The 17337-nt window shown below is 44.9% G+C and carries 15 protein-coding genes and 1 pseudogene; 13 read left to right on the forward strand and 3 right to left on the reverse strand.

All coding sequences use genetic code 11. The features are described 5' to 3' along the window. Window positions 1-3: 3 nt before the first annotated feature. The gene (locus OO778_RS03990; RefSeq protein WP_074191712.1) at window positions 4-1158 is read right to left on the reverse strand and encodes a methyltransferase; all 1155 of its coding nucleotides are present in this window, start codon (window positions 1156-1158) and stop codon (window positions 4-6) included. A 243-nt stretch (window positions 1159-1401) separates the two neighbouring features. On the opposite strand from OO778_RS03990, the gene bolA reads away from it, so the two are divergent. From bolA to dinB, 11 genes are all read left to right on the forward strand, one after another. Further along, window positions 1402-1710 carry a transcriptional regulator BolA gene (gene bolA, locus OO778_RS03995; RefSeq protein ID WP_005380262.1) on the forward strand — a complete coding sequence of 103 codons (309 nt, stop codon included), beginning with the start codon at window positions 1402-1404 and terminating at the stop codon, window positions 1708-1710. 474 nt (window positions 1711-2184) lie between these two features. Beyond that, window positions 2185-3525 (forward strand): Na(+)-translocating NADH-quinone reductase subunit A, encoded by a 1341-nt coding sequence (locus OO778_RS04000; protein ID WP_041853022.1) that lies wholly within the window; start codon window positions 2185-2187, stop codon window positions 3523-3525. A gap of 5 nt (window positions 3526-3530) precedes the next feature. Then, a complete protein-coding gene (locus tag OO778_RS04005) occupies window positions 3531-4775 on the forward strand; it encodes an NADH:ubiquinone reductase (Na(+)-transporting) subunit B (RefSeq protein ID WP_006742551.1) in 1245 nt (414 codons plus the stop codon). After that, window positions 4765-5535: a Na(+)-translocating NADH-quinone reductase subunit C gene (locus tag OO778_RS04010; RefSeq protein ID WP_006742550.1), complete on the forward strand. Its 771-nt coding sequence runs from the start codon at window positions 4765-4767 to the stop codon at window positions 5533-5535. The genes OO778_RS04005 and OO778_RS04010 overlap by 11 nt, the downstream gene beginning before the upstream one ends. Next, window positions 5535-6167, forward strand: coding sequence for an NADH:ubiquinone reductase (Na(+)-transporting) subunit D (locus OO778_RS04015; RefSeq protein WP_005380269.1), 633 nt, complete (start codon window positions 5535-5537; stop codon window positions 6165-6167). Before OO778_RS04010 ends, OO778_RS04015 begins: the two co-directional genes overlap by 1 nt. Before the next feature lie 7 nt (window positions 6168-6174). Continuing rightward, window positions 6175-6771, forward strand: a complete 597-nt coding sequence (nqrE, locus tag OO778_RS04020) for an NADH:ubiquinone reductase (Na(+)-transporting) subunit E (protein WP_005380270.1) — start codon at window positions 6175-6177, stop codon at window positions 6769-6771. A gap of 33 nt (window positions 6772-6804) precedes the next feature. Further along, window positions 6805-8028, forward strand: coding sequence for an NADH:ubiquinone reductase (Na(+)-transporting) subunit F (gene nqrF, locus OO778_RS04025; protein ID WP_005380271.1), 1224 nt, complete (start codon window positions 6805-6807; stop codon window positions 8026-8028). 155 nt (window positions 8029-8183) lie between these two features. Continuing rightward, entirely contained in the window at window positions 8184-9188 is a 1005-nt protein-coding gene (locus OO778_RS04030) for an FAD:protein FMN transferase (protein WP_047008896.1), read from the forward strand. Window positions 9189-9210: 22 nt separating this feature from the next. Next, complete coding sequence (gene nqrM / locus OO778_RS04035; protein WP_005436655.1) at window positions 9211-9444, forward strand: (Na+)-NQR maturation NqrM; 234 nt, start codon at window positions 9211-9213, stop codon at window positions 9442-9444. A gap of 231 nt (window positions 9445-9675) precedes the next feature. Continuing rightward, entirely contained in the window at window positions 9676-9909 is a 234-nt protein-coding gene (locus OO778_RS04040; RefSeq protein WP_012841486.1) for a DUF2789 domain-containing protein, read from the forward strand. A 111-nt stretch (window positions 9910-10020) separates the two neighbouring features. Next, window positions 10021-11049, forward strand: a complete 1029-nt coding sequence (gene dinB, locus OO778_RS04045) for a DNA polymerase IV (RefSeq protein WP_230198196.1) — start codon at window positions 10021-10023, stop codon at window positions 11047-11049. Here the strand turns inward: dinB and OO778_RS04050 are convergent. Continuing rightward, window positions 11046-12971 (reverse strand): RecQ family ATP-dependent DNA helicase, encoded by a 1926-nt coding sequence (locus OO778_RS04050; protein ID WP_074191820.1) that lies wholly within the window; start codon window positions 12969-12971, stop codon window positions 11046-11048. The two genes, dinB and OO778_RS04050, sit on opposite strands and share 4 nt — an antisense overlap. Before the next feature lie 76 nt (window positions 12972-13047). Between OO778_RS04050 and OO778_RS04055 the strand changes: the two are divergent. Next, a pseudogene (locus OO778_RS04055) lies at window positions 13048-13527 on the forward strand (GreA/GreB family elongation factor). A 61-nt stretch (window positions 13528-13588) separates the two neighbouring features. Further along, window positions 13589-14332, forward strand: a complete 744-nt coding sequence (locus tag OO778_RS04060) for a YggN family protein (protein WP_074191710.1) — start codon at window positions 13589-13591, stop codon at window positions 14330-14332. A 134-nt stretch (window positions 14333-14466) separates the two neighbouring features. Here the strand turns inward: OO778_RS04060 and OO778_RS04065 are convergent, their stop codons facing one another. Beyond that, entirely contained in the window at window positions 14467-17013 is a 2547-nt protein-coding gene (locus tag OO778_RS04065; RefSeq protein ID WP_074191709.1) for an Ig-like domain-containing protein, read from the reverse strand. Between the last annotated feature and the right edge of the window lie 324 nt (window positions 17014-17337).

A 17337-nucleotide genomic window follows, 5' to 3' on the forward strand; every position in this document is an offset into this window, starting at 1 on the left:
AGCTTATTTTGCGCTTAATTTAGCAGGATTTTTTGTGGCCTGTAAAATCACAAACTTATTGTTGGAAGCGATAAGTTTCACATTCTTATCGCCAAACAGCCGTTTTAGTTTTGCGTCGTAACCAAGATGACGATTTCCAATCACCAGTAACTTACCACCTTCACTTAATACTTGCTTTGCATCACAGAACATTTGCCAAGCAATATGATCGGTGATGGCCTGCTGTTGATGAAAGGGTGGGTTACACATAATCATAGAGCAGCTGTTGTGTTTAAAACCGTCCAAACAATTGTTTGCAACACACTGTATGTCTCTATTTTCACCAAGGTTATCTAGCAGGTTCTGCTTCGCGGACTCAAGCGCCATAAAGCTTTCATCAACACATGTTAATCGAGCATTCGGATTCAGCTGACCAAACTTCACAGACAGAACACCATTACCGCAACCGAGATCGATAACATTATCTATCAATGGGTCTTGAGGTAGGTGCTGCAGCATAAAACGCGCACCTAAATCTAAGCTTTCTCCTGAATAGACATTTGGCATGTTCTTGAGTTCGATATCTTCGCCATCAACGCGCCAAGTAGTGAAAGGGCTCACTTCAATTGTTGGTTCAACCGTTGCTTGAGCAAATACCAATCGGTGCTTTTTCCATGCCAGAGATGTTTTTGTCTCACCCAAATGTTTTTCAAACAGTTTTAGCGTTGAAGTATGAATGTCTTTCGCTTTATTAACTGCAATGACGGGGCAGGATGCAGGCAGTGCTTTTCTTAACTGACTGAGTATCCAAACGAGGTGACGGTTACTTTTTGGCAGTTGCAGCAATACGAGTTCAGTATTGGAAGGTACGGGATCCATCGTGGTTGCAAACGCTACCTTATTGCACTGGTTTTGCTCAAGGTTCTGCTGCACACCTTTATGAGAAATGAAAGAATCACTCATTAGCGTCACATGGTGCTTTTCTGAAAACCAGCAGGAGAGGGCACCAAAGCTGTCATTAATCACGAGGATGTTTTGATTGTCTGGCAAAGCAAGTTCTTCAACATGATTAATAAGATACTCATCACCGGCATCCCACGCTTGTAGAGTTTCATTGCTGCGTTTTGGGAAACGATGAAGTGTTAAGCTTCGCTCGTGAATATTCAGTTCGGTTTTCATAGCTAAATGTAAGTTGATTTAGAAATTAAGTGTTATTGTCGCAAATGATGACGTGTCGAGATACAAAAAGCTGTCAAATTTTACGTGTTCAGTGGTGGTCGCTCTCTAGGCATGTTCGTAGCGTCAAGCGCTTTGAAATCAGTTGAACGTAAAATGCATCAATAATGAGAGTGATGTTTGAGTGATACACGTCTGCTTTACTTAGGTATATACTTATGGAATTCGCATCAATGAGGAACGAATATGATCCAAGAAATCATAGAGAAGAAACTACACAGTGAGCTGCAACCAAGCTATCTCAAAGTGATTAATGAGAGCTACATGCATAATGTGCCACCAGGCTCGGAGAGTCACTTCAAAGTGATTGTTGTTAGTGATTCGTTCGCGGGACAGCGTTTGATTGGACGCCATCGCCAAGTTCATCAAATTTTGGCAGATGAGCTAGATAACCACATTCATGCACTAGCTATTCATACATACACTGATGAAGAGTGGAAGCGTGAACAAGATGGCGCTCCTGATAGCCCTATGTGTATGGGTGGCGGTCACTAAAGACGCAAAATATAAAGGTGCAGAGAATAAGGTGGCTAAGGCCATCTTTTTTCGTTTTACATTCTTTAGGGGCATTGATGTGGCACAAATTCTGGTTAAAAAATGTGTTAACAGTGTTTCAACAAATGAATGGAAATTGCAGGATATTTCAGGCGATGAATATGACTTTTCCATAAGATATGTATGGAATATGGCATTTGTGCGATCGGTCAAAGTTATGACTATTCTTTGACCTTTTAGACCTGATTCTACCGAAATAACCCCTCTATTCTAATGATTGGTCATGGCATCAAGTTCCTAAAAAATGCTAGACTACGGCACCTGATAAATCTCGCGTATTCCTTGTGACGAGATTTTTAATAGGATGTTGCGATTTTGATGTTTAAAACAACATCAAAACCGGACACTGATGTCGTGTCTAAAAGTTACGCAATCAAAAGAATCTTTTTCCCGATAAAAGTAGTGCAAGTGCGTATGATTACAATAAAGAAGGGCTTGGATCTTCCTATCGCAGGAACTCCATCCCAGGTGATTAATGATGGTAAGACCATCAAAAAAGTCGCCTTGCTTGGCGAAGAGTACGTTGGCATGCGTCCTACCATGCATGTCCGCGTTGGTGATGAAGTGAAAAAAGCGCAAGTTCTTTTTGAAGATAAAAAGAACCCTGGCGTGAAATTTACTGCACCAGCAGCCGGTAAAGTGATCGAAGTTAACCGTGGCGCTAAACGTGTCCTTCAATCTGTAGTGATTGAAGTGGCAGGTGAAGAGCAGGTGACATTTGATAAGTTCGAAGCCGCTCAACTTTCAGGTCTAGATCGTGAAGTGATCAAGACTCAGTTGGTTGACTCTGGCCTATGGACCGCTTTACGTACTCGTCCGTTTAGCAAGGTTCCTGCAATCGAGTCTTCTACTAAGGCTATTTTCGTAACTGCAATGGATACTAATCCACTAGCAGCTAAGCCTGAGTTGATCATTAATGAGCAACAAGAAGCATTCATTGCTGGTCTAGACATTCTTTCAGCCCTGACAGAAGGCAAGGTTTACGTATGTAAATCTGGCACTAGTTTGCCACGCTCTTCACAGTCTAACGTAGAAGAACACGTCTTCGATGGCCCTCACCCAGCAGGTCTTGCTGGCACCCACATGCATTTCCTATACCCAGTGAATGCAGAAAATGTGGCATGGAGCATCAACTACCAAGACGTTATCGCGTTCGGTAAGCTGTTCCTAACTGGTGAGCTATACACAGATCGTGTTGTGTCTCTAGCTGGTCCAGTTGTGAATAACCCTCGTCTAGTTCGTACCGTAATCGGTGCAAGCTTGGATGACCTAACAGATAACGAGCTGATGCCTGGCGAAGTTCGTGTGATTTCTGGTTCTGTACTGACAGGTACACATGCAACTGGTCCACACGCATACCTTGGCCGTTACCATCAACAGGTTTCTGTATTACGTGAAGGCCGTGAGAAAGAACTATTTGGCTGGGCAATGCCTGGTAAGAACAAGTTCTCGGTAACTCGCTCTTTCCTTGGTCACGTATTCAAAGGTCAGTTGTTCAATATGACAACGACGACCAATGGTAGTGATCGTTCAATGGTTCCAATTGGCAACTACGAACGCGTAATGCCTCTAGATATGGAGCCTACTCTGCTGCTTCGTGATCTATGTGCAGGTGATACAGACAGTGCTCAAGCACTGGGTGCGCTTGAACTGGATGAAGAAGATCTAGCATTGTGTACCTTTGTATGTCCAGGTAAGTACGAGTACGGTACGTTACTTCGTGAATGCCTAGATACTATCGAGAAGGAAGGGTAATTTTCATGGCTCTTAAAAAGTTTCTTGAAGACATCGAGCATCATTTTGAGCCTGGTGGTAAACACGAAAAATGGTTTGCCCTGTACGAAGCTGTAGCAACAGTTTTTTACACTCCAGGTATCGTAACAAATAAAAGCTCGCACGTTCGTGATAGCGTTGACCTAAAACGTATCATGATCATGGTTTGGTTTGCGGTATTCCCAGCAATGTTCTGGGGTATGTACAACGCAGGTGGCCAAGCTATTGCAGCGCTTAACCACATGTACGCTGGTGATCAACTAGCGACAGTTATCTCTGGTAACTGGCACTACTGGCTAACTGAAATGCTGGGCGGAACGATTGCCGCTGATGCAGGGGTTGGCAGTAAGATGCTACTAGGTGCGACCTACTTCCTACCTATCTACGCAACAGTATTCCTTGTTGGTGGTTTCTGGGAAGTGCTTTTCTGTATGGTGCGTAAGCACGAAGTAAACGAAGGCTTCTTTGTTACTTCTATCTTGTTCGCACTTATCGTTCCACCAACGCTACCTCTATGGCAAGCGGCACTAGGTATCACATTTGGTGTTGTTGTTGCGAAGGAGATCTTCGGTGGTACAGGTCGTAACTTCCTTAACCCTGCACTTGCAGGTCGTGCATTCCTATTCTTCGCTTACCCAGCGCAAATCTCGGGTGACGTAGTATGGACTGCAGCTGACGGCTTCTCTGGTGCAACTGCTCTTAGCCAATGGGCTCAAGGTGGTAACGGTGCTCTAGTTAACACAGTAACTGGTTCTCCTATCACTTGGATGGACGCTTTCATCGGTAACATCCCTGGCTCTATTGGTGAAGTATCGACTCTAGCTCTAATGATCGGTGCAGCGATGATCGTTTACATGCGAATCGCTTCATGGCGCATCATTGCGGGCGTAATGATCGGTATGATTGCAGTATCGACTCTGTTTAACGTGATCGGTTCTGACACTAACCCAATGTTCAACATGCCATGGCACTGGCACCTAGTTCTAGGTGGTTTTGCATTCGGTATGTTCTTCATGGCAACGGACCCAGTATCAGCGTCATTTACTAACAAAGGTAAATGGTGGTACGGCATCCTGATTGGTGCAATGTGTGTGATGATCCGTGTAGTTAACCCGGCGTACCCAGAAGGTATGATGCTGGCGATTCTATTCGCGAACCTATTCGCACCTCTGTTCGACCATGTAGTGATTGAGAAGAACATCAAGCGGAGACTAGCACGCTATGGCAAGTAATAACGACAGCATTAAAAAGACGCTGGGTGTTGTTATCGGGTTGAGCCTTGTTTGTTCAATCATCGTATCAACAGCAGCAGTAGGTCTGCGTGATAAGCAAAAAGCTAACGCTGTCCTAGATAAGCAATCAAAGATCGTTGAAGTTGCAGGCATTGACGCGAACGGTAAGAAAGTACCAGAGCTATTTGCTGAGTACATCGAACCTCGTCTGGTAGACCTTGAAACAGGTAACTTTACTGAGGGTAATGCATCTACGTACGATCAGCGTGAAGCATCAAAAGATGCAGAACGTTCAATCGCATTGACACCAGAAGAAGACGTCGCTGATATCCGTCGTCGTGCGAATACAGCAGTGGTGTACTTAGTAAAAGACCAAGATGAAGTCCAAAAAGTTATCTTGCCTATGCACGGTAAAGGACTATGGTCGATGATGTATGCCTTTGTAGCCGTTGAAACTGATGGTAACACTGTGTCTGCTATTACTTACTACGAGCAAGGTGAAACTCCTGGACTTGGTGGTGAAGTAGAGAACCCTTCATGGCGTGATCAATTCATTGGCAAGAAATTGTACAATGAAGATCATCAGCCAGCGATTAAGGTCGTGAAAGGCGGCGCACCGCAAGGTTCTGAGCACGGTGTTGATGGCCTATCAGGAGCAACGCTCACTAGTAATGGTGTTCAACACACATTTGACTTCTGGTTAGGTGACAAGGGCTTTGGTCCTTTCCTAGCAAAAGTTCGTGACGGAGAACTTAACTAATGTCTAGTGCACAAAACGTTAAAAAGAGCATTCTAGCGCCAGTATTGGATAACAACCCAATCGCGCTACAAGTTCTTGGTGTATGTTCTGCTCTTGCAGTAACAACTAAACTAGAAACAGCTTTTGTAATGACGCTAGCGGTAACATTTGTAACTGCGTTGTCTAACTTCTCTGTTTCATTGATCCGTAACCACATTCCTAACAGTGTGCGTATCATCGTTCAGATGGCAATTATCGCATCGCTAGTAATCGTGGTAGACCAGGTGCTAAAAGCTTACCTATACGATATCTCTAAACAGCTATCTGTATTCGTTGGTCTGATTATCACTAACTGTATCGTAATGGGTCGTGCTGAAGCATTCGCAATGAAGTCTGCGCCAGTACCATCTCTTATTGACGGTATTGGTAACGGTCTAGGTTACGGTTTCGTTCTTATCACTGTAGGTTTCTTCCGTGAGCTATTTGGCTCAGGCAAACTATTTGGCCTAGAAGTTCTACCTCTAGTGAGCAACGGTGGTTGGTACCAGCCTAACGGCCTAATGCTACTAGCACCATCAGCATTCTTCCTAATCGGCTTCCTTATCTGGGTAATCCGTATTCTGAAACCAGAACAAGTAGAAGCGAAGGAGTAAGGACGTCATGGAACATTACATTAGTCTGTTAGTTAAATCGATTTTCATCGAAAACATGGCTCTGTCTTTCTTCCTAGGTATGTGTACTTTCCTTGCCGTATCTAAGAAGGTTAAGACCTCTTTCGGCCTAGGTGTTGCAGTTGTGGTAGTACTGACTATCGCTGTTCCTGTGAACAACCTAGTATACAACCTAGTTCTGAGAGAGAACGCGTTAGTTGAGGGCGTGGACCTTAGCTTCCTAAACTTCATCACCTTTATCGGTGTAATTGCAGCACTTGTACAGATTCTAGAGATGGTTCTAGACCGTTTCTTCCCACCTTTGTACAACGCGCTAGGCATCTTCCTACCGCTGATCACAGTAAACTGTGCAATCTTCGGTGGTGTATCTTTCATGGTACAACGTGACTACAACTTTGCTGAATCTATCGTTTACGGTTTCGGCTCTGGTGTGGGCTGGATGCTGGCAATCGTTGCTCTTGCAGGTATCCGTGAGAAGATGAAGTACTCTGACGTACCTCCAGGTCTACGTGGTCTTGGTATCACATTTATCACTGTAGGTCTTATGGCGTTAGGCTTTATGTCTTTCTCTGGTGTTCAACTGTAAGTCGGGTAAACCGCAACAATTAAGGAATAGTCAATGGACATTATTCTTGGTGTAGTGATGTTTACTCTGATCGTACTTGCACTAGTACTAGTGATTCTTTTCGCTAAGTCTAAGCTTGTACCAACAGGTGACATTACAATTTCTGTGAACGATGACCCTTCTCTGGCGATCGTTACACAACCAGGTGGTAAGCTACTGAGTGCTCTAGCCGGTGCTGGCGTATTCGTATCTTCTGCTTGTGGTGGCGGTGGCTCATGTGGTCAGTGTCGCGTAAAAGTTAAATCAGGTGGCGGCGACATCCTACCAACCGAGCTTGACCATATTACTAAAGGTGAAGCACGTGAAGGTGAGCGTCTAGCGTGTCAGGTTGCTATGAAAACTGACATGGACATCGAGCTTCCTGAAGAAATCTTCGGCGTTAAGAAGTGGGAATGTACCGTTATCTCTAACGATAACAAAGCGACATTCATCAAAGAGCTTAAGCTACAAATTCCAGATGGCGAATCAGTACCTTTCCGTGCTGGTGGTTACATCCAGATTGAAGCACCTGCTCACCACGTGAAATACGCAGACTACGATATTCCTGAGGAATACCGTGAAGACTGGGAGAAGTTCAACCTTTTCCGTTACGAGTCTAAAGTTAACGAAGAGACAATCCGTGCATACTCAATGGCTAACTACCCAGAAGAGCACGGTATCATCATGCTTAACGTTCGTATCGCAACTCCGCCGCCGAACAACCCAGACGTACCACCAGGCATCATGTCTTCGTACATCTGGTCTCTAAAAGAAGGCGACAAGTGTACTATTTCTGGTCCATTTGGTGAGTTCTTTGCGAAAGATACAGATGCAGAAATGGTATTCGTAGGTGGTGGTGCTGGTATGGCTCCAATGCGCTCACACATCTTCGACCAACTTAAGCGTCTGCACTCTAAGCGTAAGATGTCTTTCTGGTACGGCGCACGTTCTAAGCGTGAAATGTTCTACGTAGAAGACTTCGATATGCTACAAGCTGAGAATGACAACTTCGTATGGCACTGTGCACTGTCTGATCCACTTCCAGAAGATAACTGGGATGGTTACACTGGCTTTATTCACAACGTTCTTTACGAGAACTACCTACGTGATCACGAAGCGCCAGAAGACTGTGAATACTACATGTGTGGTCCACCTATGATGAACGCTGCTGTTATCGGCATGCTAAAAGATCTAGGTGTAGAGGATGAAAACATCCTACTAGATGACTTCGGTGGTTAATCCCTCCAAGTGATTGAATCTATGGCTAGCTCTCTAAGAGCTAGCCATTATTTTTTGTAGAAGTAAAAATAATATTCAACAGTTGATATAGGTAATTGGATTTAAGTAATCGGTCCCATTCCCCATATCAATTCAACAACATTGGGAGTTAACAAGTGAAAACGTGGCTTGTTGCATTCGCTTCTCTATTGATTTTGGCTGGCTGTGAGCAGCCAGCAGATCAAATTCATCTAAGTGGCCCTACCATGGGGACTTCTTATAACATCAAATATATCGAGCAAGATGGTATTCCTACGCCAAAAGCGATGCAGACGGAAATTGATCGCTTACTGGAAGAAGTCAATGACCAAATGTCGACCTACCGTGATGATTCAGAATTAAGTCGCTTTAACCAGCATCAAACGAGTGAGCCATTTACTGTATCGACACAAACAGCAACCGTAGTCAAAGAAGCGATTCGTCTCAACGGTCTTACTTTAGGCGCATTGGATGTGACAGTCGGTCCTTTAGTTAACCTGTGGGGCTTTGGCCCAGAAGCTCGCCCTGATGTCGTTCCTACAGATGAAGAGCTAGCGGCACGCAAAGCCAATACTGGCATTCACCACCTATCTGTTGATGGCAATAAATTGTCCAAAGATATTCCTAACTTGTATGTCGATTTATCAACTATTGCTAAAGGTTGGGGGGTTGACGTGGTTGCTGACTACCTTCAATCTGAAGGGGTTCATAACTTCATGGTAGAAGTGGGCGGCGAAATGCGCCTCAAAGGCGTGAATCGTGAAGGCGTGCCGTGGCGCATAGCGATTGAAAAGCCGACTATTGATGAGCGCTCAATTCAAGAAATTATTGAGCCAGGGGACATGGCAATTGCAACAAGTGGTGACTATCGTAATTACTTTGAGAGTAATGGTGTGAGATACTCTCATATTATTAATCCAAGAACAGGCAAACCTATTCATCATAAAGTGGTGTCTGTAACGGTATTAGATAAATCGTCGATGACTGCTGATGGTCTTGCAACTGGTCTTATGGTGTTAGGTGAAGACAAAGGCATGGCAATTGCGAACGAAAATAATATTCCTGTTTTCATGATTGTGAAGACGGAAAATGGTTTTAAAGAGCTGGCTTCGGAAGCATACAAGCCGTTCATGAAGAAATAACAACAGAAGTGAGCATGTTCTTATGAGTACATTTCTAATTACGTTTGCAGTTTTTGTTGCGGTAATCGCAGCGATGGCTGTTGGCTACATCTTCCAGAAGAAAGTAGTGAAGGGTAGCTGTGGCGGTCTTGGTGCAGTAGGTATTGAGAAAGTATGTAACTGTCCAGAACCATGTGACGCGCGTAAGAAACGTGAAGCACGTGAAGCGGCGCGAGCTGAGAAATTGGCTGCATGGGAAAAAGATCGAATTGCTTAAGTATCGGTCATCCAAAGAGTAATACAAAATAACCCAGCTAAAGCTGGGTTTTTTTATATTTCTCGCTCTACTTCTCTGAGAGTTTATACTTTGCTTGCTACGTTTAATCTAGGATGACCGGAAGCTTAAGTCGGTGCAGAATTCACAGCCACGTCATTTCCCTTTAATCACCGTACTTAACTGTTATTTGGTTATATACTCAAACTAAAGCGCGTTAACTTAGGAGGAAATATGGAAATGCATCAACACGGTATGGCTGAATTGTTTCAACAATTAGGCCTCGGCAGCTCTCCTCAAGAGATAAAGGACTTTATTAACGAACATCGACACAAAAGAGCTTCAGCCCCTTTGCATGAAGCCAGCTTTTGGACAAGTTCGCAGGCCACATTTCTCAAACAAGCCATTGAAGAAGACGCAGACTGGGCAGAGTTGGTCGATCAGCTTGATGTGATGTTACGAGATTAAAGCACGTTTACAAACTCTCATTTCTATCAAGGCAGATTTAATTTATACTGTTTTTTTGAACAGTATTTGATGGCTATGTCAGACCGAATTAGAAAAATCATTCACGTCGATATGGATTGTTTTTATGCTGCCGTTGAGATGAGAGATAATCCTAGTTACCGTGGCATTGCACTCGCCGTTGGCGGTCATGAAAAACAGCGTGGCGTGATTAGCACCTGTAATTATGAGGCGCGCAAATATGGCGTTCGTAGTGCAATGTCAACGGCGCGAGCATTGCAACTCTGCCCCCATTTACTAGTCGTTCCCGGTCGCATGCACGTGTACAAACAAGTCTCTCAGCAGATTCGTGCTATTTTCGAGCGTTATACGCCTATCATTGAACCTCTATCATTAGATGAAGCATACCTCGATGTCACGGATTCAACAGCTTGCCGTGGCTCCGCAACGTTGATCGCAGAGTCTATTCGACGCGACATTTGGAATGAGCTTGGGCTGACGGCATCGGCGGGCATTGCACCGATTAAGTTTCTTGCCAAAGTCGCTTCTGATATGAATAAACCCAACGGTCAGTTTGTTATCCCGCCAGATAAGGTCCAGGAAGTTATCGATACACTTCCGCTGGAAAACATTCCTGGTGTTGGGAAGGTGAGTCTTGAGAAGCTACATCAAGCGGGCTTTTATCGATGTGAGGATATTAAAAACAGCGACTATCGTGAATTGCTGAGACAGTTTGGTCGTCAGGGGGCCTCTTTGTGGCAGCGTAGCCATGGAATTGATAATCGAGAGGTCGTCGTTGAGCGAGAGAGAAAATCCGTCGGTGTGGAACGGACATTCAGCCAGAATATCTCGAGCTATGATGAATGTTGGCAAGTGATCGAGGATAAACTTTATCCTGAACTCGAGAAACGCTTAGAGCGTGCAAGCCCAGATAAATCGATTATTAAACAAGGTATTAAAGTCAAATTTGCCGACTTTCAACTGACAACAATTGAGCATATCCATCCGCAATTAGAGCTTGAGGACTTCAAGATCTTGCTAAGAGATATTCTTAAGCGCCAAAACGGACGGGAAATACGCCTTTTAGGCTTGAACGTGATGCTCAAGCCCGAGAACCAAGCGCGTCAATTGAGCTTTTTCTAGGCTCTTACTGCTTCTACCTGAGCTAATACTTGTTCAAAGCTTGTGTTGGCCATCGCACCATAACCCGCCAGTTTTGAAGCTTTTAGCTGGCTAATTAAAGGGGTGCTAATTCCACACAAGAAGCGGGCGACAGCATCATTGCTGATAGCTGAAGGGGAGAGCTGAATAAATTCCTGCACCCACACTGCTACTTGAGGTGGCTCAATATCCTCACCTTGTGGTGTTGGGAACGAAGCGACTTGACCACGACACACGGAGCAGTGACCACATTGCTTTGGTGCATTGTGATCAGCAAAGTAGTTCGCCAATTGTGAGCTCAAACAGTGCTCTGACTGGAACAAGCGCAGCATGGTGTGAATTCTTTCGATATCTTTGCTTTCTTTGGATTGGAACAGTTCATACAGTTGTTGGATTAAAACATCAGAACTCTGTGTGGTTGGCAAAACAGAGTACACGTCGGTCAGTTGTTTGCTCTCTAGCTCTATCCAACCATTCTGGTGAAAATAGTCGAGGGCTGCGACAACTCGGTTGCGTTCCGATTGATAGTTCATCCATAACGCTTCTAGGTCAACTTGGCACCACACTTTTGCTTTTTGCGAGCAGGAGAAAATAGCCTCCACGAATTGACGTCGCTCGCCTTGAAATTGATTCACAATAAATTGCTGATCGTGCAAAAACTTAAAGCGATATTCCGCAAAGTAACTGTATTTTGCTTCAATGAGTTTATGTAGCTCCAAATAAACCAACAAGGTTTTGAGTGGCAATTGGCGGATATTACTTTCACGCGATAAACGCAGTGGCACTACCTCCCATTGTGGAGCATGTTCTTTCGCTTGCTCGACTACATAGTTAATCGAGGTTAGTTCAGGTGTGTCACCATAGACAAAGTTTTCCAACACCGTTAAGCCGGACGTATTGCCCAGCAGAATGCACTCAGAACGTTGCCCGTCCCTGCCTGCACGTCCAATCTCTTGTGCGTAGTTCTCGATCGATTTGGGTAAGTCGAAGTGAATGACGCGGCGGATATCAGATTTATCGACCCCCATACCAAATGCAATCGTTGCAACAATACAGTCAATTTGGCTATCCATGAACTGCTGTTGGATTTGTTCACGAACGTCGCTTTTCATGCCGGCGTGGTAGGCGTGAGCATTAATGCCAATACGGATTAGTGACTTTGCTACTTGCTCTGCTGTCTGCTGTTGTGTCACGTATACGATAGTCGGAAGCTTAGGTGAAGAGGCGATGATCTCACTTAGCTTTTCTTGTTTCGTTGCTTCCTCGCACGGGATCACCGAGATATCCAGATTGGGGCGGTAGAAGCCTGTAACGGTAATATGTTCACTGGCAATATCGAACTTTTGTTTCATGTCTTCAATAACTGCGGGCGTTGCTGTTGCAGTGAGAAGCAAAGATTGTGGAATGTTCAGTTCACGTTGATATTGCGGTAGCTTGAGATAATCAGGGCGGAAGTTATGTCCCCATTCGGAAATACAGTGCGCTTCATCAACCACCATCAAAGAGATCGGCACTTGGCGAATGAACTCACGAAAACGCTCGTTCTTTAGGCGCTCAACAGAAATCATCAATATTTTGATCTGTCCATTTTTTACCCCTGCCATGACGCGTTGTGACTCTTCTCTGCTTTGACTGCTATCGATAGAAGCGGCCGGGATCCCTTTACTTTGCAAAAAGTTCAGCTGATCTTTCATTAGTGCCAACAACGGCGAGATCACCAACGTAAGATTGGGCAATACGGTTGCTGGCAATTGGTAACAGAGAGACTTACCCGAACCTGTAGGAAAGATGGCCGCAGCAGAGTAACCATTCATAACCGCTTCAATAACAGGTTGTTGACCTTGGCGTAATGAGTCAAAACCAAATACGGATTGAAGTGTTTGATGCAGCGAGTCACTTTGCATAATAGGGAAACCTTTCTTTGATGGTAAACTTAGGTACATTAACACACTCTGAGTGCCAAACGCGCGTCCTAAAAGTATGAACAAAGCTGACTTAGTCCAAATTATCATCCAACATCTGGAAGAAAAACTTCAAGTGGCCCATGCATCGGCTCAGCGAGCCATTGATGCCGCGACAGATGAAGAAACTGTTCCCGAGCATAAGTACGATACGTTAGCACTTGAAGCCGCATATCTTGCTCATGGACAAGCAATGTGAATCCAAGAGAGTGAAGACGAGCTGCGTCAATATCGCGCTCTAGTGACTCGCGACTTTAAAGGCGCACCTGTTGGTGTAGGTGCTTACGTCGTTCTCGCAGATGAGAATTTGCTTGAAAAGCACTTCTTTGTAGGCCCTTGCTCTGGTGGTCTGACTGTTAAATATCAGGCTCAGGAAGTCTTTGTCTTAACAGCAAAATCTCCTCTTGGTCGAGCGTTATTCAGGAAAGAAGAAGGCGATGAGATTGATGTGAAAATAGGAGATAAAACAACTTGTTACGAAGTCGTGACGATTTGCTGACATCTCATGTATCACTCAGTGTTATGTTTAACACGAGTAATGTTAAATAAAAGAGAATGACATGAAAAAGCTTCTTACACTTTTATTGCTGATGGTCAGTGCAACTGGTTATGCAGCGCAGTGTCGTGTGGACATCAATAATGAAGTTCGTATGGATGGACAAAGCTTGGAAATTAGCCAAGCGACGGGTGACAAAGCGGTCGTGGATGAGGATAACAACCTATTCATCAAAGGTGAGCTAATTGAACTCAATGCCGACCAAAAAGCGGCAATTGAAGACTATCGCGAAAAAATGAACGCGTATATTCCACAAGCAAAGCAGTTGGCTAGTGATGGTTTAGCGCTTGCAAATGACATCATCGATGATGTCGCGGAAAGCCTAGACGCACCTGGCGCGTTTGATAACGTCAAAGTTGCAGTACAGGACTTTTTCGCTGATGTTGAATCACGTTACTACAAAGATGGTGATTTCATTCTACCAGCGGAAAGCTTTGAGTCCATGACACAAGGGTGGACTGAAGACTTTGCAAAAGCACAAGAGATCTTCAATAAAGAGTTTTTAGCGAGTTCGTTGGATGCTTTATCGAAAAAAATGAAGGAAGAGGGGGGAATAAACCTCACTGCATTATCGGAGAGTATGGCTGAACTCAGCGCGAAAGTAGAAGAGCGTTTAGCTGAGCATTCGAAAGAGGTAGAGCAACAAGCAGAAGACTTGTGTGACTCGTTGGATGACATGGCAGGGCAAGAAGACGATTTGTTGAAGAAAATCCCTGAGCTAAAAGATTACCGAGTATTTACGATTTAATTACCCTTCAAAAAGTAGAACTCAATGGTATAAAGAAAGAGAGCACAATTGTGCTCTCTTTTCGTTTTTACATACTTGAACAAGTAATGAAAGCAAGACGATATTTCCGTTTTACCCGCTTGTTCTTTGATAGCTTATTGCGCGTTCATCTCGGTGAGCTTATCGCCGACAGGTTTTGAGAAGTTAAAACCATCGTGCTTATCCCAGTTGATAGACCACGTCATTACCCCTGCATAATTCGGGTAATTGAACGCTGGCTTAACGGTGCCACATGAAGTGCCTTTGGTTAAACAATCTAGTGCGCTGATAATATTCTGTGTCGGAGCCTGGCCTGAATTTGCCGAGCTAGGACCTGAAGGTAAGCCGATTGCAACTTGATCATCACGTAGTGGTGCAAACTGAGTGCCGTCGGCCAATTCAAAGCCTTCGATAAGCATTTTAGATTGCGCTACCATCATATCCACAGAGCCTTCTGGTGCACTGCCTGGCAGATATGGGTTTGGCAAGCCACCGTTGTTATATAGCTGGACATGAAGCAGGTCGAGCGTGCTGCGTGTCTCGTTTATCACAGGAATGTAAGCTCCCCAAATACCGCTGTAAGCCACATAGCCGCCTTGAACATAAGGATGCTCAGGTGCCATGGTTAGGTACATATCGCCACCCATGTTTTGCTCTATTTGAAGCAAAGCACGACCAAGGCGAGCTTGAATTTGCGAGCCATGAACCAAGTTAGATCCACTCTCTAAATCCACATCAAGACCATCAAAGCCCCACTCAGCGATAAGACCTGTTAGGCTAGAGACAAAGTTGGCTTCATCTTGGTCGGTATTCAGCGTAATCGTGCCTTCTGCGCCGCCAAGAGAGAGAACAAACTTCTTACCTTTAGCTTGAAGCGCTGCCATGTCCTGCTTGAATTGTGTTGGATCGAGTGCTGGACAATCGCTGTAAATATCGCCTGAATATAGATTAAAGTGCACGGTACCATCACTGTTGCGGTCATTTTCGGCAAAGGCAATATCAATCACATCCCACGCATCAGCCATATCCGCTAGACGAATTGGACAGCCAGCCCCATTTACAAAATTGTGCCAGTAACCGATGAGTTTGTGACGTTTCTCTGCTTGATCAACCACCGTAATTGCTGCCGCGTCAGACAATGCATTGCTTCCTGACAAATCCACAGCTTGGGCGCTAACTGTAAAGTTACCAAGTGCAGTTGGTGTCCAGTTAGCTGTGTAAGGTGCCGTGGTATCGGTTGCAACAATAGAGCCGTTGATCATGAAATCAACGTGTTTAATGCCTGAGGTTAAAGACGTTGCATCGGCACTTAATGCGAGGTTTTTGCCTAAGCCGACGATTTGACCGCTACTTGGTGAAGTCAGTGAGACGACCAAATCTTTATCGCTGACTTCCACACCAACCAAGGACTCTGACGTGTTGTTATCATTATCGGTTGCGACGGCTTTAAGCTGGTTAGCGCCAATCAGTGTGGCGTTCCAAGTAACGGAATATGGTGCTTGAGTGATGACCCCTAAGCTGGTGTTGTTCGCAAAAAACTCAACTTGCGTGACTGTGCCATCAGCATCGCTTGCGTTAGCCGTGATTTCGTTATTGCTGCCAGCGAGCACGACTTGTCCATCCGTTGGTGCCGTAATGGTAACTTGCGGTGGCGTCGAACAAGCACCTAGGCCACTCCAAGCATCTTGCCAATATAGCCCTTCACCAGGCTCGTAAGCCCATGTCGCATCCGAGGAACACCAACCCGCAACGTCACAACGATATTTTTGGTTGAAGTGAGAAACTAGGTCGCCAACTTGATAGCTTGTTCCCGCCGCGTAAGGCACTGCATCTGCACATCCGCCCGTCCCTGTTTCTGAATTACTAACAACAAGCGTTACTTCTTGGCTCATGGTTGCGAGGTTTGTGTCATCAGTTGCTTGTGCTTTAAACGAATGTGTACCAGCACTCGCGGTCCATTGATATTCGTAAGGTATGCTGGTATCAATCGCGACGGATTGATTGTTCACGAAGAACTCAACTTGTGTGACCACACCATCAATATCATCAGCTTGAGCGGCCACCGTGAGGTTCCCACCCACGTTAAGCGCTTCCGTTCCCGATGGGCTTGTCAGTGAAATGCTAGGTGGTGGCAACTCGACTTGTGGTTGAACTTGGATAGAAATCGTCGTGGTGGTAACGGCTCCCTCATTATCGGTCGCAATCGCGGTCAATTGCGAGACACCTTCAATAGCGGTCCAAGATGCTTCGAATGGTGCTTGAGTTACCACAGCAACCGTTTGGTTGCCTGCAACAAACTCAACTTGTGCGATTTGGCCATCTTCGTCGGCTGCGTTGGCTAGCAAGGTGATCGCACTGCCTTCGGGAATTTGTGCGTTGTTTGTTGGAGAGGAGAATGACACTGTTGGCTCTAGATTGTTGCTTCCACCATCACATTGCCCTAACGCTTTCCATGCCTCCCAAGCCCCTGAATTGGTAACAGGGTCATTGCCTTGCGTCCAATACGCGGCCTCGTAAGCGGCTCCTTGTGTTTTTACTAAAGTGCCCGATGTATAAGTCGCAGTGCTGTCCCAGTCGGGTAGGCTTTGGCAGTTATAGGCTTGAGCTTGGTAGCTGACGCTGAGTGCTGCAACCATCGCTCCGTGAAGTAGAGTGACCTTCATTTTCCTCTCCTTGAGTCATGGATATAAATGAGAACAGAGTAATAACTAGCTGATAAATAGACATAAGGGGGAAAAAGCGAAGCACAATATTCTGCTTTTCGACACAGTATCACGAGGAACTATTCGTTCCTTACACCAAAGCTCATTATTTTTCGGCTCACTTCACGATGGGAGAATCATAAATTCTAGGCGTGTGAAAAGACAAAAGTCGCCAGGTCTTAGAATGATGAATGTGAGATGTACGTTAAAATTTACAAGCTGAATGACTGTGAATTATTTCAACTGTCGAGTATTTAACCGGAGTGCTCTTGTTGAATAGTGAAT

Source organism: Vibrio sp. STUT-A16, from assembly GCF_026000495.1.
Lineage (GTDB): Bacteria > Pseudomonadota > Gammaproteobacteria > Enterobacterales > Vibrionaceae > Vibrio > Vibrio diabolicus.